Source organism: Thiomonas intermedia, assembly GCF_002028405.1.
Taxonomy (GTDB): domain Bacteria; phylum Pseudomonadota; class Gammaproteobacteria; order Burkholderiales; family Burkholderiaceae_C; genus Thiomonas; species Thiomonas intermedia.
The window spans coordinates 2,321,972-2,343,807 of sequence record NZ_CP020046.1 but is presented as its reverse complement, the minus strand read 5'-3'; the positions used below and the strand labels follow the sequence as shown (position 1 = coordinate 2,343,807).

At 67.7% G+C, this 21,836-nt stretch carries 17 protein-coding genes; 9 read left to right on the top strand and 8 right to left on the bottom strand.

Going from position 1 to position 21,836, the window contains the following annotated elements:
• Window positions 1-12 precede the first annotated feature (12 nt).
• From BVH73_RS10925 to BVH73_RS10895, 7 genes are all read left to right on the top strand, one after another.
• Window positions 13-1,317 (top strand): NAD(P)/FAD-dependent oxidoreductase, encoded by a 1,305-nt coding sequence (locus tag BVH73_RS10925; protein WP_079418606.1) that lies wholly within the window; start codon window positions 13-15, stop codon window positions 1,315-1,317.
• Between the two features lie 11 nt (window positions 1,318-1,328).
• Window positions 1,329-2,129 carry a DUF1365 domain-containing protein gene (locus BVH73_RS10920; protein ID WP_179947947.1) on the top strand — a complete coding sequence of 267 codons (801 nt, stop codon included), beginning with the start codon at window positions 1,329-1,331 and terminating at the stop codon, window positions 2,127-2,129.
• Entirely contained in the window at window positions 2,126-3,397 is a 1,272-nt protein-coding gene (locus tag BVH73_RS10915) for an SAM-dependent methyltransferase (protein WP_079418602.1), read from the top strand. The genes BVH73_RS10920 and BVH73_RS10915 overlap by 4 nt, the downstream gene beginning before the upstream one ends.
• Window positions 3,381-3,983, top strand: coding sequence for a chalcone isomerase family protein (locus tag BVH73_RS10910; protein ID WP_079418600.1), 603 nt, complete (start codon window positions 3,381-3,383; stop codon window positions 3,981-3,983). Before BVH73_RS10915 ends, BVH73_RS10910 begins: the two co-directional genes overlap by 17 nt.
• Window positions 3,984-4,405: 422 nt before the next feature.
• Window positions 4,406-5,707, top strand: coding sequence for an MFS transporter (locus BVH73_RS10905; protein WP_079418598.1), 1,302 nt, complete (start codon window positions 4,406-4,408; stop codon window positions 5,705-5,707).
• Window positions 5,708-5,722: 15 nt separating this feature from the next.
• Window positions 5,723-6,301, top strand: a complete 579-nt coding sequence (locus tag BVH73_RS10900) for a DUF3833 domain-containing protein (protein ID WP_079418596.1) — start codon at window positions 5,723-5,725, stop codon at window positions 6,299-6,301.
• Window positions 6,298-7,059, top strand: coding sequence for an SDR family NAD(P)-dependent oxidoreductase (locus tag BVH73_RS10895; RefSeq protein ID WP_079418594.1), 762 nt, complete (start codon window positions 6,298-6,300; stop codon window positions 7,057-7,059). The genes BVH73_RS10900 and BVH73_RS10895 overlap by 4 nt, the downstream gene beginning before the upstream one ends.
• 7 nt (window positions 7,060-7,066) lie before the next feature.
• On the opposite strand, the gene BVH73_RS10890 is transcribed toward BVH73_RS10895, so the two are convergent.
• Entirely contained in the window at window positions 7,067-8,098 is a 1,032-nt protein-coding gene (locus BVH73_RS10890) for an isocitrate/isopropylmalate dehydrogenase family protein (RefSeq protein WP_079418592.1), read from the bottom strand.
• Window positions 8,099-8,201: 103 nt separating this feature from the next.
• Between BVH73_RS10890 and BVH73_RS10885 the strand changes: the two genes are divergently transcribed.
• Entirely contained in the window at window positions 8,202-8,660 is a 459-nt protein-coding gene (locus BVH73_RS10885) for a Signal transduction histidine kinase (RefSeq protein ID WP_079418590.1), read from the top strand.
• Between the two features lie 151 nt (window positions 8,661-8,811).
• Here the strand turns inward: BVH73_RS10885 and BVH73_RS10880 are convergent, their stop codons facing one another.
• The 3 genes from BVH73_RS10880 to BVH73_RS15820 form a co-directional block, all read right to left on the bottom strand.
• Complete coding sequence (locus tag BVH73_RS10880; protein ID WP_079418588.1) at window positions 8,812-11,157, bottom strand: thioredoxin domain-containing protein; 2,346 nt, start codon at window positions 11,155-11,157, stop codon at window positions 8,812-8,814.
• Window positions 11,157-12,425, bottom strand: a complete 1,269-nt coding sequence (locus BVH73_RS10875) for a multifunctional CCA addition/repair protein (RefSeq protein WP_079420544.1) — start codon at window positions 12,423-12,425, stop codon at window positions 11,157-11,159. Before BVH73_RS10875 ends, BVH73_RS10880 begins: the two co-directional genes overlap by 1 nt.
• A gap of 79 nt (window positions 12,426-12,504) precedes the next feature.
• Entirely contained in the window at window positions 12,505-12,852 is a 348-nt protein-coding gene (locus BVH73_RS15820; RefSeq protein WP_154048475.1) for a hypothetical protein, read from the bottom strand.
• Between the two features lie 737 nt (window positions 12,853-13,589).
• Between BVH73_RS15820 and BVH73_RS10870 the strand changes: the two genes are divergently transcribed.
• Window positions 13,590-16,034, top strand: a complete 2,445-nt coding sequence (locus BVH73_RS10870; RefSeq protein WP_245800322.1) for a sensor domain-containing protein — start codon at window positions 13,590-13,592, stop codon at window positions 16,032-16,034.
• Between the two features lie 9 nt (window positions 16,035-16,043).
• Here BVH73_RS10870 and BVH73_RS10865 read toward each other — a convergent pair whose 3' ends face one another.
• The 4 genes from BVH73_RS10865 to BVH73_RS10850 all read right to left on the bottom strand — a co-directional run bounded on the left by BVH73_RS10865 (window position 16,044) and on the right by BVH73_RS10850 (window position 21,765).
• Complete coding sequence (locus tag BVH73_RS10865) at window positions 16,044-17,711, bottom strand: long-chain-fatty-acid--CoA ligase (RefSeq protein WP_079418584.1); 1,668 nt, start codon at window positions 17,709-17,711, stop codon at window positions 16,044-16,046.
• Between the two features lie 208 nt (window positions 17,712-17,919).
• Complete coding sequence (locus BVH73_RS10860) at window positions 17,920-19,920, bottom strand: ATP-dependent helicase (protein ID WP_079418582.1); 2,001 nt, start codon at window positions 19,918-19,920, stop codon at window positions 17,920-17,922.
• Window positions 19,921-19,992: 72 nt separating this feature from the next.
• Window positions 19,993-20,661 carry a glutathione S-transferase family protein gene (locus BVH73_RS10855; protein ID WP_079418580.1) on the bottom strand — a complete coding sequence of 223 codons (669 nt, stop codon included), beginning with the start codon at window positions 20,659-20,661 and terminating at the stop codon, window positions 19,993-19,995.
• 114 nt (window positions 20,662-20,775) lie between these two features.
• Window positions 20,776-21,765, bottom strand: coding sequence for a complex I NDUFA9 subunit family protein (locus BVH73_RS10850; protein WP_079418578.1), 990 nt, complete (start codon window positions 21,763-21,765; stop codon window positions 20,776-20,778).
• Window positions 21,766-21,836 lie beyond the last annotated feature (71 nt).

The window sequence follows — 21,836 nt, the reverse complement described above, 5'->3', positions numbered from 1 at the left end:
GGAGCCAAGACCATGCGCATTGCCATCATCGGAACCGGTATTTCAGGCCTCGGGGCGGCGTGGGCCCTGCGCCATCACGCCCAGATCACGCTGTTCGAGGCCGGCTCGCATTTCGGCGGCCATACCCACACGGTGGATGTCGATCTGCCCGGCGAAATGCCCTTCGCCGTGGACACGGGCTTTCTCGTGCTCAACGAGCGCACCTACCCTCGGCTGCAGGCGCTGTTCGCCGAGCTGAACGTCCCGCTGGCGACTTCCGACATGTCGTTCTCGGTGCAGACCCCGCTGCCCGGCGGCAACGCCCTGGAATGGAGCGGCTCCAGTCTGGACACCGTTTTCGCCCAGCGGCGCAACCTGACGCGGCCCGCCTTCTGGCGCATGCTGCGCGACATCCTGCGCTTCAACCGCGAAGCCACGGCGCTGGCCCGGCGGCCCCAAGCCGAACTCGACCCCCCCCTCACCGTGGGCCAATACCTGCGGCGCGAAGGCTACGGCGAGCCGTTTCTGCACTGGTATCTGCTGCCGATGACCGCCTGCATCTGGTCGTGCCCCCCGGGCCAGATGCTCGACTTTCCGCTGGTCACGCTGGTGCGCTTCTGCGACAACCACGGGCTGCTGCAAGTCAACAACCGGCCCCAGTGGTTCACCGTGCGCGGCGGCGCCCGGCAGTATGTGCAGAAGATGCTCGCCCAACTGCCCGACGCGCGCCTGCGCACCCCGGTGCAGCGGGTGACGCGGCACGACGACGGCGTCGAGGTGCACACCCATGAAGGCCCGATCTGGTTCGACCGGGTGATCTTTGCCTGCCACAGCGACCAGGCCCTGGCCCTGCTCGATGCGCCCAGCCAGGACGAGCGCGAGGTGCTCGGCGCGATACGCTACCAGCCCAATCGCGCCCTGCTGCATACCGACACCAGCCTGCTGCCGCGCGCGCGCCGCGCCTGGGCGGCGTGGAATTACGAAAGCGGCCCGGCACATGGCGACCAGGCCCCCACCGTGTGTCTGCACTACCTGCTCAACAAGCTGCAGCCGCTGCCCACGCAGCGTCCCATCGTGGTCTCGCTCAACCCGCTGCGCGAACCGGCGCAGCACACGGTGCTGCGCGAGATCGACTATGCCCATCCCATTTTCGATCAGGCCGCGATCGCCGCGCAGCAGCGCGTACCGGCCCTTCAGGGGCGGCAGCACAGCTATTTCTGCGGCGCCTGGTGCGGCTATGGCTTTCATGAAGACGGCCTGAAATCGGGCCTTGATGCGGCGCAGGCCCTGATGTCCGACGTGGACGCCCAACCCGCGCACCGCGCCCTGGCGGCGTGAAGGCGGACACCATGGCCACTGCCGACGCCGCGCCGAACCGCCCGCTTCTGGGCAGCGGTCCGGTGCGGCACCGCCGCCTGCGGCCGACGACGCATGCGTTCAGCTATCGCGCGATGTTTCTGCTGCTGCCCATGCGCAGCCTGGCCCGCGACGCCACGCTGCTGCCCATCGCCCGCAACCGCTTCGGCGCCATGAGTTTTTACGATGCCGATCACGGCGACGGCCGCGGCGACAGCCTGGCCTGGCTCGAATCCCTGCTGGCGGCCGAAGGCCTTGCCGACGCCGACGGCGAGATCTGGCTGCAGACCTTCCCGCGGCTCTGGGGCTATGCCTTCAAGCCCGTGAGCCTCTGGTATTGCGAACGCGCCGACGGCAGCCTGCGCTGCGCCGTGGCCGAAGTGAACAACACCTTCGGCGAACGCCACTGCTACCTGCTCACCCCCGATCCGGGCTGCGACCATCTGCAGTGGGGCGCGCCATACAGCGCCCGCAAGGTGTTCCACGTCTCGCCGTTCTGCACGGTCGAAGGCAGCTACCGGTTTCGCTTTCTGCGCAGCACGACGACCACGCCCGCGCGCCTCGTCCTGCGCATCGACCACGACGACGACGCCGGCCCGCTCATCGAGACCAGCCTCAGCGGCGCACTGACGCCGCTCACCGCCGCGCGCGCCCGCATGGCCTTGCTGCGCCACCCGCTGCACAGCTTTGGCGTGATGGCACGCATTCACTGGCAGGCGTTCAAGCTGTGGCGCAAGCGTGTGCCCTTCCATGCCAAGCCCCTCCCTCCCGACCCCTTTGTGAGCCGATCATGAGCGCCCGCCACCGCACCCTCTCCCCGCTTTCCCCCGTGTCCTCCGGCGTGGCCGTCGTCGGCACCCGGCGGCGCCCCCCGCCGCTGGCCGCGCGCGGCGTGATGCGTCTGCTCGAGCGCCTGCAGATCGGCCGACTCGATCTGCACGGGCCGGACGGCATCTGGCGCCACTTCGGCCACGACACCCAGGGCCCGCACGTCGAAGTCACCCTGCACGACTGGCGCGTGATGGGCGAGGTGCTGCGGCGCGGCGATATGGCCTTCGCCGAGGCCTGGACGCGGCGCGCCTGGGACACGCCCGATCTGCCCGCCCTGCTCGAACTGCTGGCCGCCAACCGCGACATCATCGCCCGCGCCCTGCACGGCAGCCTGCTGGGCCGGCTGCCCGACCGCATCCGGCACCTTCTGCGCCGCAACAGCCGTGCCGGGAGCCGCGACAACATCCACGCGCACTACGACATCGGCAACGCCTTCTATCGTCTCTGGCTCGACCCGGGCATGACCTATTCCAGCGCCCTGTTCAGCGGCCATGCCGCGCAGACGCTGGAGCAGGCCCAGAACGCCAAGTACGGCCGCGTGCTCGACCAGTTGCAACTTCAGCCAGGCGCACGCGTGCTCGAGATCGGCTGCGGCTGGGGCGGACTGGCCGAGGCAGGCCAGCAGCGCGGCCTGCACATGGACGGCATCACCCTGTCCACCGAACAGCTCGACTACGCCCGCGACCGGCTCGCGAACGCCCTCCCCCAGGCGCGGCTGGAACTGTGCGACTACCGCGACCTCGACCGCCTCGCCCCGCCCGAGGGCTATGACGGCGTGGCCTCCATCGAGATGTTCGAGGCCGTGGGCGAGGCGTACTGGCCGGGTTTTTTCCGCACCTTGTCGCGCCATCTCAAGCCCGGTGGCCGCGCCTGCATCCAGACCATCACCATCGCCGACGATCTGTTCGACGATTACCGTCGCGGCACCGACTTCATCCAGCGCTACATCTTTCCCGGCGGCATGCTGCCCTCGCGCGCGGCCTTCATGGCCCAGGCCGAGGCCGCCGGGCTGGAAGTTGTCGAGGAACTGGCCTTCGGCCCCGACTATGCCCGCACCCTGGCCCTGTGGCGCGAGCGCTTCACGGCCCAACTCGACGCCGTTCGCACCCAGGGTTTCGACGATCGCTTCGTGCGGCTGTGGACCTTCTACCTCGCCTATTGCGAAGCCGGCTTCAGCCAGGGCTCGACCAACGTGTGGCAGTTCACCCTGCGCCATGCCCGCCCACGCTGAACGCAGCCGCCGTGGCCTGACGCGTCGCCACCTGCTGCTGGCCGCGACGGCCACGGCCCTGCCCCTGCCCGTGCTGGCGCAAACAGCGGCGGACATCCCCGAGGAGGTGCGCGCCGAGATGGCCGGGGCGCGGCTCTCGGGCAGTGGCGAGTTTCGCTACTTCGGCTTTCTCGTCTATCGCGCCACGCTCTGGGTCGGACCCCAGGGGCTGGGCGCGGAACTGGGCGACGCCCCTTTCGCCCTGCAACTGCGCTATGCCCGCAGCCTCAAGGGCGCCGACATCGCAGCGCGTTCGGAGGAAGAAATGCGCAAGCTCGGTGAAGGCGGGCCGCAGCAGCGCAGCGCCTGGCTGCAGGCCATGCAGCGCCTGTTTCCCGACGTAGCCGAAGGCGATACCCTGACCGGCGTGTTCACCCCAGCGGGCGCTGCACCGGCACAGTCGCGCTTCTACTTCAACGGCGCCCTGCGCGGTGCCGAGGGCGGCACGGCCTTCGCCCGGGCGTTCTTCTCCATCTGGCTGTCGCCCCAAACGCCTGCGCCCGATCTGCGCAAGGCGCTGCTGGCCAGGGCGTCGGCATCCCCATGACCCGGAGATGAACAGGATGAAGGTTTCATGGGCCACGCCATGCAAGGGCTCCCCCTCCCAGCCTCCCCCACAAGGTGGGGGAGGAGGAGAAAGCGCTGCGCGCAATCTGCGTAAGCCCTCCCAGCCTCTCCCACAAGACGAGGGAGGAGGAGAAAGCGCTGTACGCAATCTGCGTAAGCCCTCCCAGCCTCTCCCACAAGACGAGGGAGGAGGAGAAAGCGCTGCGCGCAATCTGCGTAAGCCCTCCACGCCTCCCCACAAGGCGGGGGGAAGTAGAAGGCGCTGTGCGTGATCTGCGTAAGCCCTCCCAGCCCCCTACGCACTGGGGGAGGTGCCGTCTTTGCTCCCTCCCCACCCGTGGGGAGGGCCGGGGTGGGGAGGTGCCGTCTCAAGCCACACCCTGCCAGAACCCTGAACGCACCATGAGAGAGTGCCGGACTGCCCCGAGCACGGGCTCGCTCGCGCTATTGCGCTACGGGGCTCCCAGTCTGGCGTTCGCCTTCGTCGCCCTGCCGCTTTATGTGTATCTGCCGGAGCATTACGCCACGCGCTACGCGGTGCCGCTGGGCTACCTCGGGGCGGTGCTGCTGATCACCCGCTTTGCCGACGCGCTGTTCGACCCCTGGCTGGGACGGCTGGCCGATCATCTGCTGCGGCGCGGCCAGGCCAAACCCGCGCTGATCGCCGCCTGCGTGCTGATGTTCATCGGCTTTGCCGCGCTGTTCGCCTTGCCCGCGCTGCTGCCCTTCGGCGATGAAAGCGGCGCGTTCACGCTGGCGTTCGTCGGCGCACTGTTGCTCACCTATCTGGGCTTCAGCGCGGCGTCCATCGTGCACCAGGCCTGGGGAGCCACGCTGGGCGCTGACGAGGCACAACTGGCCCGCACCGTGGCCTGGCGCGAGGGTCTGGGGCTGGCCGGGGTGCTGCTGGCGGCCCTGGTGCCCCAACTGGGGGGCGCCAGGGCGCTGGTCGTCGTGTTCGCCTTCGCCCTGTTGGCCGGACTCGCGCTGATGTGGCGCGCGCCCGAACCCGCGCCGCACCACGCGGCCAGGTCCGTGCTGCACTGGCGCACGCTGCTGGAGCCGCTGCACAACCGGCGCTTCGTGGCCCTGCTCGCCGTTTTCGTCACCAGTGGCATCGCGGCGGCGATTCCGGCCACGCTGGTGCTGTTCTTCATCCGCGACCGGCTCGACGCGGCGGTGCTCGCTGGGGTCTATCTGTTCGCCTATTTCGCCGCGGCCGGCCTGCTGGTGCCGGCCTGGCTGCGCGCGGTGCGGCGCTTTGGCGCGGCACGCTGCTGGCTGGTCGGCATGGCGCTGGCGGTGACCGCCTTCGTCTGGGCCGCGCTGCTGCAGCCGGGTGATCGCTGGGGCTATGCGGTGGTGGTGGTGCTGTCGGGCGCGGCGCTCGGCCCCGATCTGGTGATGCCGCCGGCCCTGCTGGCCGGGGTCATACGCGAGGGCGGCCACGGCAACCGCCTCGAAGGCAGTTACTTCGGGTTGTGGAACTTTGCGACCAAGCTCAATCTCGCACTGGCTGCGGGGCTGGCCCTGCCGCTGCTGGCGCTGTTCGGCTACCGGCCGGGCACGATTGAAACCGGCACGCTGCCGCCGCTGGTGGTGGCGTACTGCCTGCTGCCCTCGATGCTCAAACTTGCTTCCGCCGGTCTGCTCTGGCACTTTTTTGTGCGTGCACGGTCAGGCGCGGCTCCCTTGGCTTCCTGAATGGAGAGTGGTCCCATGTCGTCCTTTTTTGCTTTGCGTTCCTGGCTGTCCTTCCGCCGTGGCTGGCTGCTGGCCGCCGTTCTGGGCATCAGCCTGCTGTCGGGCTGCGCCAATGTCACGCCGCTGGCCTACCGCGGGCAGACGCCCGCGCTCGATCTCAAGCAGTATTTCAACGGACGGCTCACGGCGGTGGGCATCGTGTTCGACCGCTCGGGCAAGATGACGCGGCGTTTTCACGTCACCATCGACGCCTCGTGGAAGGGCGACGTGGGCACGCTCGACGAGCACTTCGTCTACCACGACGGCGCCAAGCAGGAGCGCATCTGGACCCTCCGCGAGCTGCCGGAGAAAGACGGCGAGAAGCGCTACGTCGGTACCGCGGGCGATGTGATCGGCGAGGCCATCGGCCGCGCGGCGGGCAACGCGCTGAACTGGCACTACACCCTGGCGCTGCCGGTCGATGGCACGATCTATCACGTGCAGCTCGACGACTGGATGTACCTGATGGACGACCATGTGCTGCTCAACCATTCGGTCATCACCAAGTTCGGCTTCAAGGTGGGCAGCGTGTTCCTGTCCTTCCACAAGCCATGAGTCTGAACCCGCGCATCGACGGCTGGAAGGGCCGCCGCGTGTGGGTGATCGGCGCGTCCACCGGCATCGGCCGCGCTTGCGCCGATGCGCTGCTGCGGCGCGGCGCCCGGGTGGCCGTGTCGGCACGCAATGCCCAGGCCTTGCAGCACATCGAGGGCGCCCTGGCCCTTCCCCTGGACGTGACCGATGCGCCGGCGCTGCACGCCGCCATGCAGACCCTGCAGCACGCCTGGGGCGGTCTCGACCTGCTGCTGTATTGCGCAGGCACCTACCGGCCCATGCGCGCCGCCGCCTTCGACCTAGCCGCGGCCTTGCAGCACGACGACGTGAACTACCGCGGTGCGCTGCACGCGCTGGATGCGGCGCTGCCGGTCTTCAACGCCCAGCGCTCGGGCCATATCGCCCTCGTCAGCAGCGTGGCCGGCCTGGGCGGATTGCCGCAGGCGCTCGCCTACGGCCCGACCAAGGCGGCGCTGATCAACCTTGCCGAAACGCTCTATCTCGATCTGCATCCGCAGGGCGTCGGGGTGCATGTGATCAATCCGGGCTTCGTCGAAACCCCGCTGACGGCGCAGAACACGTTTGCCATGCCCGCGCTCATCAGCCCCGAGCAGGCGGCTGACGCCATCCTGGCCGGACTGGAGGCGGGGCGCTTCGACATCCACTTCCCGCGCCGCTTCACCCTGTGGCTCAAACTGCTGCGCCTGCTGCCGCGCGGGCTGTATTTCCGCGTCGTCAGCCGGTTCACCGGACTGTGAGCGCGCCTCAGCCGTTGTTGATGCGGCTGATGATCGCGTCCGTGAAGGCCTTGGTATTGGCCCGCCCGCCCAGATCGCCGGTGCGGATCTTGTCGACATTCAGGGTGTCGGAGATGGCCTGGCGCAGGCGGCCGGCCTTGTCGTGCAGATCGACGTGGTCGAGCATGAGGGCGGCCGCCAGCATCAGCGCAATGGGATTGGCGATGCCCTTGCCCGCGATGTCGGGGGCCGAGCCGTGCACCGCCTCGAAAATGGCCGCGTCTTCGCCAATGTTGGCACCGGGCGCCATGCCCAGCCCGCCCACCAGACCGGCGGCCAGATCCGACAGAATGTCGCCGAACAGATTGGTCGTCACCAGGGTGTCGAACTGCCACGGGTTGATGACCAGCTTCATGCAGCAGGCGTCGACGATCACATCATTGAGCTCGATCTGATCGGCGTACTTCTCCTTGTGCAGCATGTAGGCCGTTTCCAGGAAGATGCCGGTGAGCGCCTTCATGATGTTGGCCTTGTGCACCACCGTGACCTTCTTGCGCCCCAGGGCGATGGCGGTGCGGAAGGTGTAGTCGAGGATGTTGCGCGCGCCCTGGCGCGTGTTCACCCCGGTGGCGATGGCCACGGCGTGCGGATCGCCGTCGATCGGGATGTAGTGCTCGTAGCCCATGTACAGGCCTTCCACATTCTCCCGGAACACCAGCAGATCGACATCGTCATAGCGCCCGCCAGGGATCAGGGTCTTGGTGGGCCGCATATTGGCGTACAACTTGAACGCCTCGCGCAGGCGGACGTTGCTGGAGCGATAGCCGCCGCCCGAGGGCGTTTCCAGCGGCCCCTTGAGCGCCAGCCGCGTGGTGCGGATGCTGGCCAGCGTGGCCGCGGGCAGCGGGTCGCCCGCCGTCTTCACCCCGCCCAGGCCGGCGACCTGCGAGTCCCACTCGAAGGGCGCCTCAAGCGCGTCGAGTGCGGCCAGGGTGGCGTCCATGATCTCGGGGCCGATGCCGTCTCCGGCGATCAGGGTGGCGGGAATGCGGGTGCTCATTGAAGTCTCCGGTAGAGGGGGTCACCCCATCTAGCAAGGGTCGTGCCGTGGGGCGTGTGATTCCCTAAACTGTAGCGAACACAACCAACGAGAAGGAGCGAACATGAATCTGCGCAGCGGCCTGGTCATTCTGGTAATGGTGCTCATCGCCCTCTTTTCCGTACTGAACTGGGGCGTGTTGATGGCGCCCACCGATCTGTCGCTGGGCTTCGCCTCGGCGAGGGCGCCGCTGGGGCTGATCATGCTCGCGCTGATCGTGGCGCTGGCGGCCGTCTTCCTGGTCTACATCGTCGTGCTGCAGGCCGGCATGATGGGTGAATCGCGCCGCGTGGCCAAGGAACTCAAGGCACAGCGTGAACTGGCCGACAAGGCCGAGGCCTCGCGTTTCGACGAATTGCGTCAGCTGCACAGCGCTGACCAGCAAGCGCTGCTGTCCCGCGTCGATCAGCTCGACCGCGAACTGCGCAGCGCCATCGAAGCCCAGGCCAACGGCATCAACGCCACCCTGGGCGAGCTTGACGACCGCCTGCAAAAAACAGGGACGCCGCGGCTGATGGGCTGATTCCCCCTCCCGCCCTCCCCCACGATGTGGGGGAGGTGAGAACGGCGCTGCGCGCGACCTCCGGCTTGCCCCTCCCGCACAGGGTAGGGGAGGAGGAGACAACGCTGCGCGCAGTCCGCGTAAGCGCCTCCCCACCCACACCGTGACGTGTTTACTCCCTCCCCACGCGTGGGGAGGGCTGGGGTGGGGAGGTTGAAATCGGCAGCACGCTCGGCGCCAGACAGGTCGTGGCGTTGCAGGCCTGCACCCGCAGCGCCAGGGTGTCGCGTTGGGCAGGCGTGAGCGTAGGCAGTTCCAGCCTCGGCTGCCCCTCCCACACCGCGATGCCCTGCGGCGCGAAGGCGGGACGGAACGACTGCGGCGGCGGGTAGCGCACCCCGGCCAGCGCCCGCCCGCCCGCCAGCACGGTCGTGGCGATCAGATTCGGTGCCGAAGCGGGGTGGGCGTTGATGTGGAAACCGGGCGCGATGCGCAACTGCAAGGTCTCGCCTTGGCCTCCGGTTGCACCGCCCAGCCACTGCACGCTGACCCGATCGGACGAGCAGGCGCCTTGCGGCAGACCGGCGCAGTCGGCAGGCCGCGCCAGCCGCGCGGCTGGCGACGACGGCCAGACCGCGCGCCCGGCGGCGCTGTCCAGCGTCTGCAGCAGATCGGGCCAGTCCAGCGGACGGGCCGAGACCTGCAGCGCCATGGGGCGCAGTGCGCGGCGCGCGGCCTCGGCCCCATGCGCCTGTCCGGTGCGCTGGGCGAGATCGACCAGCACGGCCAGGGCCGCGCTCTGGCCGGAGGGTCGGTGCACATCGCCCTGCAAGGGCGTGGGGAACGGCAGGGCATCGGATGTGGGAGCCGAACGCAGGCTGCCGTCTGGCGCGGCGAAGCGCGTCAGCATGGCTGCGGCCAGATCGCCGGCGCGCTGGCTCCACCGTGCATCGGGCTGCACGCTGGCGAGGGTGAGATAGGCCCGAGCGAGTTCGGCGTAGTCGTCGAGAAAGCCCGGATGGCCTGGGTGGCGGCCCACCCATTGATGCACCAGCAGACGCTGGCGCGGGTTCCAGGCGTGCTGCCAGGTCCAGTCGGCCGCGCGCACCGCGGCAGCGATCAGCTCGCGGTCGTCCAGCGCCATGCCGGCCTGGGCCAGCGCGCGGATGGCCAGGGCGTTGTCGGCGATGACGATCTTGTCGTCGCGCCGCGGCTGCGGCCGCCGGTTACGCGCGGCAAGCAGGGCGCGGCGCGACGGCGCCAGTTGTTGCAGGCGCGCGGCCAACTGCCCTTCGCGCAGCAAACGCTCGGCCACGTCGCGCCGCTGGCGCAGCACGCCTTCTTGCGCGCCGGCATGCAGCGGCGTCAGGTCGTAAAGCGCGAACCACGACGCGGTCTGCGCCTTGCCGAGCACGGCGCCAATCTGGGCCTTGGTCCACAGATCGGTGGCGCCCTCCACCCCGCCGGTTTCGGCGGCGATGGACGTGGCGAACACGCCCTGGGGCAGGCGCAGTTCGCGCAGCAGAAAGTCGGCGGTGCGCTGCGCGGTCCAGCGCAGGTCGGGCAGACGGGTCTGCGCGTAGGCCCGCGCATAGACCGAGAGCAGCTGGGCGTTGTCCGCCAGCATCATCTCGAAATGCGGCACCGACCAGCCGGGATCGACGGCGTAGCGGCGAAAGCCGCCGCCGAGCTGATCCATCAGCCCGCCCTGCGACATGGCCTGCAGGGTGAACACGGCGGCCTGCGTGTCCTTCGGATGGCCCGCGGCGCCGCGGGTCAGCAGCCATGCCAGCAGCGGCGGCTGCGGAAAGCGCGCGGCCGTGGTGGCCGGGGCAAAACCGCCGTCGAGGGCATCGAAGCGCTGCAGGGCCTCGGCCTGCGCGGTCTGCGTCCATCCAGCCGCATCGATGGGCGCCGAGGCTTCCCCAGCCACGGCCGCGGCCTGCATCGCCTGGGCGATCTGGGCGGCGATGCGCTTGACCTCGGCCGGATGCTCGGTCCAGTTCTTGTGCAGCGTGGCGAGCAGGATGGGAAAGCCCGTCTGCTGCGCCGTGGTCTTGGGCGGGAAGTAGCTGCCGATGTAGAACGGCTGCAGATCGGGGGTGAGAAAAACGTTGTTCGGCCAACCGCTGTCGCGCGTCATGATCTGCCGCGCCAGCATGTAGATGTGGTCGATGTCGGGCCGCTGCTCACGGTCAACCAGAACGTTGACGAACCAGCGGTTCATCAGCGCGGCGATACGCGGGTCGCGATACAGCTCGCGCTGCGCCACATGACACCAGTAGCAGGCGGAGTAGCCGATGGAGAGATAGATGGGCTTGTTCTCGCGCCGCGCCTTCTCCAGGGCCTGCGGTCCCCACGGGTACCAGTCCACCGGATCGTGGGCGTGTTCCAGCAGGTAGGGATCGTGCGAGAGGGCCAGCCGGTTCGCGGGCGCCGCCTGGGCTGCACCTGCCCCCAACACGCCCCCTAGGGCGACGCAGAACAGCAGTGCGCCGAGTCGATGCCGCGCACGCATCAGCCTTCCTCCCTGAGTTCCAGCGCGCGCGTCAGTGCCTGCTCTCGGGCAACCTGCAGCGCCTGCGCGATGGCCGCGGGCTTGCCGCCGGACTGCGTGACCCGCTGGGCGATCACCCCCGCGTCCACGCCCTGCGCCGCCGCCAGCGCCGCCAGCAGCCGCGCACGCTGGGGATAGGGCTGCTGCGGGAAGTCGCCGCCACGCCCGCGGTGATCGGCCTCGCAGGCCTGCAGCGCCTGGGCGAACCGCTCAGGGCGCCGCAGCGCATCGCAGCGCTGCAGCAGGCGCAGCGTGGCCTCGGCACCGAAGCCCAGGCAGCGGTGAATATTGCCGTGCTCGGCGGCCACCAGGGCGGCCAGCTCGGCGCAGTCGGTCGGCACCCGCAGCCTTCGCGCCACCGCAGCCGCCAGCGCCACGCTGCGCTGCTCGTGGCCGATGTGGCGCGGCAACACGTCTGCGGGCGTCGTGCCTTTGCCCAGATCGTGCATCAGGCAGGCCCAGCGCACGGCCAGCGGCGCATCGAGCGCAACGGCGGCCTGCAGCACCATCATGACGTGCACGCCAGTGTCGATCTCGGGGTGGTAATCGGCCCGCTGCGGCACGCCCCACAGACGGTCCACTTCCGGCAGCAGCCGCGCCAGCGCGCCGCATTCGCGCAGCACGGCGAACAGGCGCTGCGGCTGCGGCTCCATCAGACCGCGCGCCAGTTCCTGCCACACCCGCTCGGGCACCAGCGCATCCACCTCGCCCGCTTCCACCATGTGACGCATCAGGTCCAGGGTTTCAGGCGCGACCGAAAAATCGCCGAACCGCGCCGCGAACCGCGCCAGCCGCAGAATGCGCACCGGATCTTCCGCAAACGCGGGCGACACATGCCGCAACACCCGTGCCTGCAGATCGCGCTGGCCGCCGTAAGGGTCGATGAGCGCACCCTCGGCAGACCGCGCCATGGCATTGATCGTCAGATCGCGGCGCAGCAGGTCCTCCTCCAGCGTGACCTCGGGCGCCGCGTGCACGACAAAGCCCCGATAGCCCGGCGCCGTCTTGCGCTCGGTGCGCGCCAGGGCGTACTCCTCGTGGGTGAGCGGATGCAGAAACACCGGAAAGTCGCGCCCCACCGGCACGAAGCCGACCTCGATCATCTGCTGCGGCGTCGCCCCCACCACCACCCAGTCGCGGTCGCCATGCGGCCGCCCCAGCAAGGCATCACGCACCGCGCCGCCCACCACATAGGCCTGGCCGGGAGGATGGGCGAAAGAAGAAGACATGGAGGGCAGTGTAAAAGGCAGCAGCAAAATGGAAACAGGCCGCGCGGGGCGGCCTGTTTCCATTCAAGTCAATCTGTGCTCACGGCAATGAGGCTTGCCATGGCCCGTTGTCCGTATTGCCGCTGTTCTGCCATGTGCCATTTGCCGACTTGCTGGTCGCGTCGAATTGCCCAATGTAGGACGCGCCGGAACTGGTCGTCCCAGCAAACTGCCCCTGATCATTCAGCGCACCCGTCAGGGTGAATTGACCTGAGATGCTGGATGTGCAGTTGTTCGCATTCTGTGCTGGGTCGATCACACCATCCGCATTCACTACGACCGAACAACTACCGGAATCTCCGCCAGTCTGTAATTTGGAAGAGTAGGTCGCCGACCAGGTCCCTTGGTAAGCGGCGACACCCGAGGTCGTACTCGGTGTCAGGTTCACTCCATTCACGGGTTGGCACGAACTCCAATTGTTCGAGACGGTTGTATTGTTTAACGGCGCACTCACGGTCACCGATGTCGCATTTCCGCAGCTACCAATTGGCAGGACATAACTGCCATCGCTTCCTGTTGGGTTAGTGGATGTTGAACAAACCTGCTGCGTGAGCGCATTCGTCGCGGTGACGTAGACACCAGAAACCCCAGCTCCCGAGCCGTCCAAAACCCTCCCTGACAAACCATAGAACAGGGTGCATTGAGACTGATTATTGGAGGGCGGCGTCGGCGCCCCCCCTCCGCCCCCTCCGCCCCCTCCCCCCCCACACCCCGCCAGCAAGGCCACCAGGCCCAGCGCGGCCGCGTGTCGGTAACGCCACATTCCGTTGTTCATATCCCCTCCGATGGTTTTCTGGTCTAGATCAAATCATGCCCTCCCGAATGGGGGAGGCTGCGCTTGAAATTGTCCAACTTTCATCGAGGCTGTTTTTCAAGTGTTTCAAAAATTGACACTTTTTTGTGCGATCGTGCGCAATACGTCCGCAAAGGCGTGGCTTGCTTTAGACTTTACAAATCCGTGCCTGCTGATATGAAAGACGCTGATGATCGCCCTGTCGAACCATCAGCCGGTCAACTTTTGATCTTTCCGCGAAGACATTCCGGCGAATGGCGTTCGACATACCACCCCTGAAGGCTGAATCCTGGTGCCAGGACATCGCACGGTGGGCGGAGCATTTGCCCTTGATGGCGGCCTGCTTCGACGCTCAGAGCCGACTTTTGTATTGCAACACCGCCTATGCGAACTGGCTGGGCCAGTCGGCCGAGGCCTTGCGCGGTCAGCCCTTGGAGCAGATGGTGTCCGCAGCGGCGATGCAGTCCATCGCCCCGCAGGTCGCCTCGGTGCTGCGTGGCCAGATCACGCAATACGAGCGCCAGTCCCACCTCTCGGGCCGCCATGGCGGCGCCTGGCTGCAGGTGCGGCTGGTGCCCTTTCCCGTCGATGAACATGGCGTCGTTCCGGGGTACTTCTGCTTCATGCAGGACACCACGCGCCTGCATGCCGGCGACTCCTCGCTCGACCTGCTGCGCACCAGCCCCGGGCTGACCATCTGGGAACTCGACCTGCAGACCGGGCAACTTCACGCCGAGCAGAACTGGCTCGACGAAGCGCACCGGCATGAGCCCAAGACGTTCACCATTCCCGAGTGGATGGGGCATGTGGTGCCGGCCGATCTGCCGGCACTGGAGCAGGCCATCGCGCGCATCAGCGCGCCCGACGGTTTCGTGCAGACGGTGGAGACGCGCTTCATCCGCGCCGACGGCCAGATGGTGACGACGATGAACCACGGCATGGTGCGCGAACGGGGCACCGACGGCGTGGCCACGCGCATCTTCGGCCTGACCTGGGACATCACCGAACTGCGGCAGACGCAGACCCGGCTGAACCGCAGCGAAAGCCGCTTCCGCATGCTGGCCGAGCTGTCGAACGAATGGTTCTGGGAGTCGGACCCCGAAGGCGTGCTGACCTACATCTCACGCAGTTCGAGACGCTCCGAAGAGTCGCCGCTGGCCAGCCTGAACCTGGTCGGTGCCAGCCTGGCCGCGCTCTACCCGGGACAGGAGTTCTCGCCTGAGTGGGCGCAGCTGCGCTTTCTCATGGAAGAGCACCAGGAGGTACGCGATCTGGTCGTGCCGTTCCGGCTGGAGAAAGACGCCGCGCTGCTGTGGTGGCGTGTCGATGCCGCGCCGATCATCGATCATCTCGGTCTGTTTCAGGGCTATCGCGGCGTGGTGCGCGACGTCACCCAGGCGCATCAGGCCGAGGAGAAGCTCGAACTCGCGGCCTACCGCGACACGCTCACCGGCCTGGCCAACCGCACCCTGTTTGAGAAGCACGTCGAAGACGCCATCGCCGTGACCCCGCCGGGGCAGTGCTTTGCGGTGCTGTTCATCGGCCTCGACCGTTTCAAGCTGATCAACGATGCCCTGGGCCACGCCGTGGGCGACCAGACCCTGATCGAGACGGCCAAGCGCCTGGTGCAGCTCGCCCGCCCCAACAACACGGCCGCCCGGTTCGGCGGCGACGAGTTCCTCATTCTGGCGCGGGACGCGCACGACGCGGCCGAAGCCATGCGCATCGCTGCCGTGGTGCAGGACAAGCTCAGCGAGCCCATCGAGCACGGCGGACGCACCCTGCAGTTCAGCACCAGCATCGGCGTGGCGGTGTTTCCGCAGCATGGCCACAGCACCGCCGAGCTGGTGGGCCGCGCCGACGCGGCGCTGCACGAATCGAAGATGCTGGGCCGCAATCGCGTGGAGTCGTTCTCGGTGGCGCTGCAGTTGCGCATCGAGCGGCGTCTGCAGCTTGAAGAGGAGTTGCGCGCAGCCATCGCCCATCACCGTTTCGAGGTCCATTTCCAGCCCATCTGGTCGCGGCTGCAGAGCGTGCTGCTGCACGACGAGTCGGCCAGTCTCGAAACCCTGCGCAGCGCCTATCGGATCACCGGCTTCGAAGCCCTGGCCCGGTGGACGCGCGGCAACGGCGAGCGCGTGCAGCCCGACGAGTTCATCTCCATCCTCACCGACAGCGGACTGCTCGACAGCTTCGGTCCGGTGATGATGTCGGTCGCGCTGGAGGGCTTCGCCCGGCTACGCAAGGAGCAGGGCTTCGAGGGCACGATGGCGTACAACGTGTCGCCGCGCCAGTTGCATGTCAACGCCTGTGTGTCCTGCATGACGGAGGCGGCAGCGGGTTACGGCATTCCAGCGGAGAGGCTGGTGCTCGAACTCACCGAAAACGTGGAGATCGAACACAACCCCGACCTGCTCGCCGTGCTCGATGCGTTTCAGAGCATGGGCGTGCAGCTCGCGCTCGACGATTTCGGCGCGGGCTACTCCAATCTGGGCTACCTCACCCGCCTGCCGGTCTCGCAAATCAAGCTCGACCGCGCCATCGCCGCCGGGGTGAGCGCCGACCGTTTCAAGGCGGCCATCGCCCGGGCCACGCTCACCATGGCCAAAACGCTGAACCTGGAAGTCGTGGCCGAAGGCGTGGAGACACTGGCCGACCTGCTCTGGCTGGAACGCGCCGGCTGCCCGATGATTCAGGGCTGGGTGTTCTCGCGCGCGCTCAACGTGCAGCAGGCGCTGAACCTGCTGCACGATCTGCGGGAACCCAGGGCCGACTAGGGCCTGTTGTCAGGACCGGAGCTCGCGCCGCAGGATTTTGCCCACGGGCGTCTTGGGCAGGTCGCCGCGGAATTCGATGTAGCGTGGCCGCTTGTAGCCGGTGAGCTGCTCGTGCAGGAAGTCGCGCAGTTGCGCTTCAGTCAGCCCGGGATCTTTCTTCACCACGAACAGCTTCACCGCCTCGCCCGAATTCGCGTCGGGCACGCCGATGGCGGCGGCTTCGAGCACGCCGGGGTGCATGACGGCGACGCCCTCGACCTCGTTGGGATAGACGTTGAAGCCCGATACCAGAATCATGTCCTTCTTGCGGTCGATGATCTTCACGAAGCCCCGGTCATCGACCTCGCCGATGTCGCCCGTGCGCAGAAAACCCTCGGAGGTAAAGGTTGCCGCGGTCTCTTCGGGACGGTTCCAGTAGCCGCGCATGACCTGCGGTCCACGCAGCGCAATCTCGCCAGGCAGGCCCGGCGCCACCTCGCGGCCGCTGTCGTCCACCAGTTGCAGTTCGGTGGACGGAATCGGCATGCCGATGGTGCCGCTGTAGCGGTCGGTGTCGGTCGGGTTGCAGATCGCCGACGGCGACGTCTCCGACAGGCCGTAGCCCTCGCAGATCGGGCAGCCGGTGCGCTCCAGCCAGCGCCGGGCCACGGCCTCCTGCACCGCCATGCCGCCGCCCACGCTGAGCATCAGCGTGCGCCAGTTCACCTTGTCGAAATCCGGGTGATTGAGCAGGCCGTTGAACAGGGTGTTCACCGCGGGGAAGGAATGCACTTCGTACTTCGCCAGCTCCTTGAGCGTGCCCGGAAGGTCGCGCGGATTGGGGATGAGGATCATCATGCCGCCCTCATAGGCGCTGAGCATCATGATGACGGTGAAGGCGAAGATGTGATAGAGCGGCAACGCGCAGATGGTGCCCAGCTGCTTGCCCTCGGGCAGCTTGCCCAGGGCCGGGCCATACCAGGCCGCCGACTGCAGGATGTTGGCGACGATGTTGCGGTGCGTCAGCGTGGCGCCCTTGGCCACGCCGGTGGTGCCGCCGGTGTACTGCAGCAGGGCCACGTCGTCCGCACTGACTTGCGGTCGGCTGAAGGACAGTTCCGCCCCTTTTCTGAGCGCCGCCTTCCACGACACATGGCCGGGCAGCGACCAGGCTGGCACGAGCTTTTTCTTGTGCCGCACCACATAGTTGACGATGGGCCCCAGCGGAAAGCCCAGCGTTTCGCCCATGTTCGCCACCACCACATGCCGCACCGACGTGCGCGCGATGACCTGCTGCAGGGTGTGGGCGAAGTTCTCCAGAATGACGATGGCCAGAGCGCCGCTGTCCTTGAGCTGGTGTTCGAGTTCGCGCGGGGTGTAGAGCGGGTTGACATTGACCACCACCAAACCGGCGCGCAAGACGGCGGCAACCGCCGCCGGGTATTGCGGCACATTGGGCATCATCAGCGCCACGCGGTCGCCCTGCTTGAGCCCGAGCGACTGGAAATAGGCGGCCAGTGCGGTGCTTTGCGCATCCCACTGCGCGTAGCTGGTCTTGTGCCCCATGAAGGCATAGGCCGGGCGCTCGGCGTAGGCCTTGAAGCTGCGCGTCATGAGCGCGTCCACATTGGAAAAAATTTCCGGGTCGATATCCGCAGGCACGCCTGCGGGATAGTTCGCCAGCCAGATCCGCTCCATGAACTGTCTCCTGCGTTGTTTTGAATGCAGCGCAACGGGAAAAAGCACGCCCGTTCGATTTTTGGAACATAGCCGATTCGACATGTTTCGGCTAGGGCAATGCACCGAGTGGGGTCAAGGGCCTGTTAACGCCGCTTCTGCACCCGCGTTGCCCCCAGGCGGGGAGGGATGCAAGGCGGAGGTGCGAGGCAAGGCATGCGGTCGAAGCTCAGGTCTTGGCGTCGCCCGGCACTGACACCTCTTCCACCGCCGCGTCCAGGCGGCTGCGCAAGGCGGCGATGCGGGCCATGGCGGCCTCCTTGTTGCTGACCTTGGGCTGACCGGTCTGCATTTCGCCGATGAAGCGGCTGGGCGTGCGTCCCGCTGCGCCGCGGCCCTGCTTGCGCTTGCTGCACCAGCTCAGCACCAGGGTCTGGCGCGCACGGGTCACGCCCACATACATCAGGCGCCGCTCTTCCTCCAGCGCCGTTGCCGACAGCGGCCGCTCCTCGGTGAAGAAGGGCAGCAGCCCCTCCTCGCATCCGGCCAGCACCACATGCGGCCACTCCAGCCCCTTGGCGGCGTGCAGGGTGCACAGGGTCACGGCGTCGCGCTGGTCGCCGCGCTCCTGCAACTGGGTGATGAGCGAAATGGTCTGGGCGATCTGGGTGAGGCCGACCTTGTCTTCTTCAGCCTTGCGCTCGATCCAGCCGCAGAAGTCGTCGACGTTCTTCCAGCGCTGCTCGGCCTCGCGCGGGTTGTCGCTGTGCTCTTCCAGCCAGGCGCGAAAGCCGATGGTCTCGAGCATCTCGCGCAGCAGCTCACCGGCCGGCGCGGTGCGGGCACGCCACTCGATGTCGTGCAGCAGACGCCCGAACTCGCGCAGATGATCGGCGGGTCGCGCGCCCACTGCGGCGGGCATCGAATCGCGGAACAGCGCCTCGAACAGCGAGATCTTCCATTGCCCGGCGAAGGTGCTCAGCGCCGCCAGGGTTTGCGGCCCGATGCCCCGGCGCGGCGTGGTGACGGCGCGCAGAAAGGCGGGATCGTCGTCGGAATTGGCCAGCAGCCGCAGATAGGCGCAGACGTCCTTGATCTCGGCACGGTCGAAAAAACTCTGCCCACCGCTGACGACGTAGGGGATGTTGGCGCGGCGCAGCGCCTGCTCCAGCGGGCGCGACTGGTGATTGGCGCGGTAGAGCACGGCGATGTGCGCCAACTCGGCATTGCGGCCGCTGCGCAGCGCCTGGATGCGCGCGACCACCATCTGCGCCTCTTCGTCTTCGTTCTGCGCGGCGCGCACCTCCACCGCCTCGCCCTCGCCATGCTCGCTCCACAGGCTCTTGGGGTAGAGCTTGGGGTTGCTCTGGATGATGGCGTTGGCCGCCCGCAGAATGGCATTGGTCGAGCGGTAGTTCTGTTCCAGCTTGATGACTTCGAGCGCGGGCCAGTCGGTCTCCAGGCGGCGCAGATTGTCGAGCGTGGCGCCGCGCCAGCCGTAGATGCTCTGGTCGTCGTCGCCCACCGCGGTGAAGCGGCCTTTGTCGCCGACCAGCAGGCGCAGCAGGTCGTACTGCGCGGCGTTGGTGTCCTGGTATTCGTCCACCAGCAGATAGCGCAGCTTGCTCTGCCAGTGCTCGCGCACCTCGGCGTGCTGCTGCAGCAGGGTGACGGGCAGCCAGATCAGATCGTCGAAATCGACGGCCTGATAGGCCTGGAGCATGTCGGCATAACGCGCGTAGACCTTGGCGGCCACGCGCTCGTCGTCGTTCTCGGCCACGCGCGCCGCTGCCTCGGGCGTGAGCATGGCGTTTTTCCACAGGCTGATGGTCCACTGCCAGCGACGGGCCTGGGCGTTGTCGGTCGTGGCCCCGGCATCGCGCAGCAGACCGGTGACGTCGTCGGCGGCGAGGATGGAGAACTTGGGCTTGAGCCCCAACGCCTCGCCGCTTTCGCGCAACATGCGCACGCCCAGGGCGTGGAAGGTCGAGATGGCGAGCTTGCCGGCCACGCCGCGCTTGTCCACCAGTTGCGCCGCACGCTCGCGCATTTCGGCCGCGGCCTTGTTGGTGAAAGTGATCGCCGCGATCTGGTCAGGCTCGAGCCCGGCGCGCAGCAGCCGCCCGATCTTGTGCGTGATCACCCGCGTCTTGCCGCTACCCGCCCCGGCGATGACGAGGCAAGGCCCGGAGAGATGGGCGACGGCACGTTCCTGGGCGGCGTTGAGCATGAGGCTGACGAAGACGCAAAGCGGTGCAGTCTAGCCTTTCACCCCGTCGCCGACCCAACCGTGATGCCCTTTTCAAGCCGTTCGATCGGGCTCGCTTCGGTAGGGTTCATCCGCCGGCAAGAACACATGCTCGGCGCGCGCCTGCCCGGTCCACCTGGCCACCGCCGGATGGTCGGCGACGGCTTGCACATAAGCCCAGGCCCAGTCCGGCAGCTCGGGGCGGTAGGTGAGAAACCGCATGCAGACCGGGGCGTAGAACGCATCGGCCACGCCGAACGCACCGAACAGAAAGGGGCCGCCGCTGGTCTGCAAGGCGCTCTGCCACATGAGCAGAATCTGGTCGATGTCGCGCTGCACGGCGGGGTTCCAGCCGCGGCCCGGCAGATCGGCCTCGATATTCATCACCATGTGCTCGCGCAGCGCCGCGAAACCGCTGTGCATGCTGGCGCACAGGCTGCGCGCCCGGGCGCGGGCCGCCGCATCCCTGGGCCAGAGGGCATGCTGCGGAAACCGCTCGGCAAGGTATTCGCCAATGGCCAGGGTGTCCCAGATGCGCAGCGCGCCGTCTTCCAGAATAGGCACGCGCGCCACGGGCGAGAGCAGTGGCACTTGCGCGGCGAACGCGGGCGTGTCCAGCCAGTGCTGGCGCTCTTCAAAGGGAATGCCAAAGGCGGTCATGGCCACCCAGGGGCGCATGGACCAGGAGGAGTAATTCTTGTTGCCGATATGCAGGATGAACATGGACAGGGTTCCCGGGATTCTGTCGGTCCATTGTCCCGCCGAGCCCTGCAGTCGCCAAACCGATTTTTCGCATGCCCACCATGCAGTCGCCGCATGGTCGCCGGGATGAGAAGTTCAGCGCCCCGCCGTAGCGCGCATCGAGCCGTATTCCGACTCCTGCCGACGCGGGTCGAGATAGGTCGGCGCCATGGCCTCGACCGATTCGGGATGCGCCACGCCCAGCTCGGCGGCAAAGCCCGGGAGATCGCCGCCGCACACGCTGTCGACCTTCATCGAGTCGAGGTTGTCGCGGCTCATCAAGGGGTCGCCGGGCGCCAGCTCCAGCAACGCGGCCTGCAGACGGCCCAGCGCGTCGGGCAGGGCGACGACGGGACGGCCGCAACCCCCGTCCACCCGCGCGTAGTGGCCGCACAGGCGCACCAGTTCGGCCAGGGTGTAGACCTTGGGGCCACACAGCGCGTAGGTCTTGCCCACGGTGTCGCGCGCCCGCGGCCCCACCAGGCTGTTGACGAAGGCCGTGACCACATCGCCCACCCACACCGGAGCAAAGCGTGTTTTCGCCCCGGCCAGCGGCACGATGGGAAACAGGCGCTGCAACTGGGCGAAGGTATTGAGGAATTGATCTTCTGGACCGAACACCACCGAGGGCCGGAAGAGCGTGAAGTCGATGCCCTGCTGCGCACGGATCGCGGCCTCGCCCGCACCCTTGGAACGCAGATACATCGAAGGACCGTCACGATCGGCGCCGAGCGCGCTCATGTGCACCAGACGGCGCACGCCCTGCCGGGCGCAGGCCGCGGCGATGCGGCGCGGCAGATCGACATGGGCACGGGCGAAATCGGCGCCATAGGGCTGCCCGCGCTTGCCGTGCAGAATGCCCACGAGGTTGACCACCGCATCGCGCCCGGCAACCAGTTTGGCCAGCTTGGCATCGTCGTGCACGTCGGTCTCGACCACGTCGACCAAGGGCAGTTGCACCAGATGCCGGGCGCGCTGCCGACGGCGCGTGGGCACGGTGACGAAATGATTGGCCAGCGACAGGGCATTGACCAGACGACTGCCGATGAAGCCGCTGCCGCCGATGACGAGAATGTTCTGCTGCATGAGAGTTCCTGGAAGATCGGGACAACGCCAAGTGTGCCAGAAGCCGCCTCAGTCCATGTTGTTTCGTGGCC

What these genes read in the sequence shown, in the direction of transcription:
- BVH73_RS10875 (WP_079420544.1), bottom strand. Translation starts at nt 12,425, where the DNA reads ATGTCTTCTTCTTTCGCCCATCCTCCCGGCCAGGCCTATGTGGTGGGC.
- BVH73_RS10855 (WP_079418580.1), bottom strand. Translation starts at nt 20,661, where the DNA reads ATGTTCATCCTGCATATCGGCAACAAGAATTACTCCTCCTGGTCCATG.
- BVH73_RS10860 (WP_079418582.1), bottom strand. Translation starts at nt 19,920, where the DNA reads ATGCTCAACGCCGCCCAGGAACGTGCCGTCGCCCATCTCTCCGGGCCT.
- BVH73_RS10920 (WP_179947947.1), top strand. Translation starts at nt 1,329, where the DNA reads ATGGCCACTGCCGACGCCGCGCCGAACCGCCCGCTTCTGGGCAGCGGT.
- BVH73_RS10870 (WP_245800322.1), top strand. Translation starts at nt 13,590, where the DNA reads ATGGCGGCCTGCTTCGACGCTCAGAGCCGACTTTTGTATTGCAACACC.
- BVH73_RS10880 (WP_079418588.1), bottom strand. Translation starts at nt 11,157, where the DNA reads ATGCGTGCGCGGCATCGACTCGGCGCACTGCTGTTCTGCGTCGCCCTA.
- BVH73_RS10885 (WP_079418590.1), top strand. Translation starts at nt 8,202, where the DNA reads ATGAATCTGCGCAGCGGCCTGGTCATTCTGGTAATGGTGCTCATCGCC.
- BVH73_RS10895 (WP_079418594.1), top strand. Translation starts at nt 6,298, where the DNA reads ATGAGTCTGAACCCGCGCATCGACGGCTGGAAGGGCCGCCGCGTGTGG.
- BVH73_RS10865 (WP_079418584.1), bottom strand. Translation starts at nt 17,711, where the DNA reads ATGGAGCGGATCTGGCTGGCGAACTATCCCGCAGGCGTGCCTGCGGAT.
- BVH73_RS10925 (WP_079418606.1), top strand. Translation starts at nt 13, where the DNA reads ATGCGCATTGCCATCATCGGAACCGGTATTTCAGGCCTCGGGGCGGCG.
- BVH73_RS10900 (WP_079418596.1), top strand. Translation starts at nt 5,723, where the DNA reads ATGTCGTCCTTTTTTGCTTTGCGTTCCTGGCTGTCCTTCCGCCGTGGC.
- BVH73_RS10905 (WP_079418598.1), top strand. Translation starts at nt 4,406, where the DNA reads ATGAGAGAGTGCCGGACTGCCCCGAGCACGGGCTCGCTCGCGCTATTG.
- BVH73_RS10910 (WP_079418600.1), top strand. Translation starts at nt 3,381, where the DNA reads ATGCCCGCCCACGCTGAACGCAGCCGCCGTGGCCTGACGCGTCGCCAC.
- BVH73_RS10850 (WP_079418578.1), bottom strand. Translation starts at nt 21,765, where the DNA reads ATGCAGCAGAACATTCTCGTCATCGGCGGCAGCGGCTTCATCGGCAGT.
- BVH73_RS10915 (WP_079418602.1), top strand. Translation starts at nt 2,126, where the DNA reads ATGAGCGCCCGCCACCGCACCCTCTCCCCGCTTTCCCCCGTGTCCTCC.
- BVH73_RS10890 (WP_079418592.1), bottom strand. Translation starts at nt 8,098, where the DNA reads ATGAGCACCCGCATTCCCGCCACCCTGATCGCCGGAGACGGCATCGGC.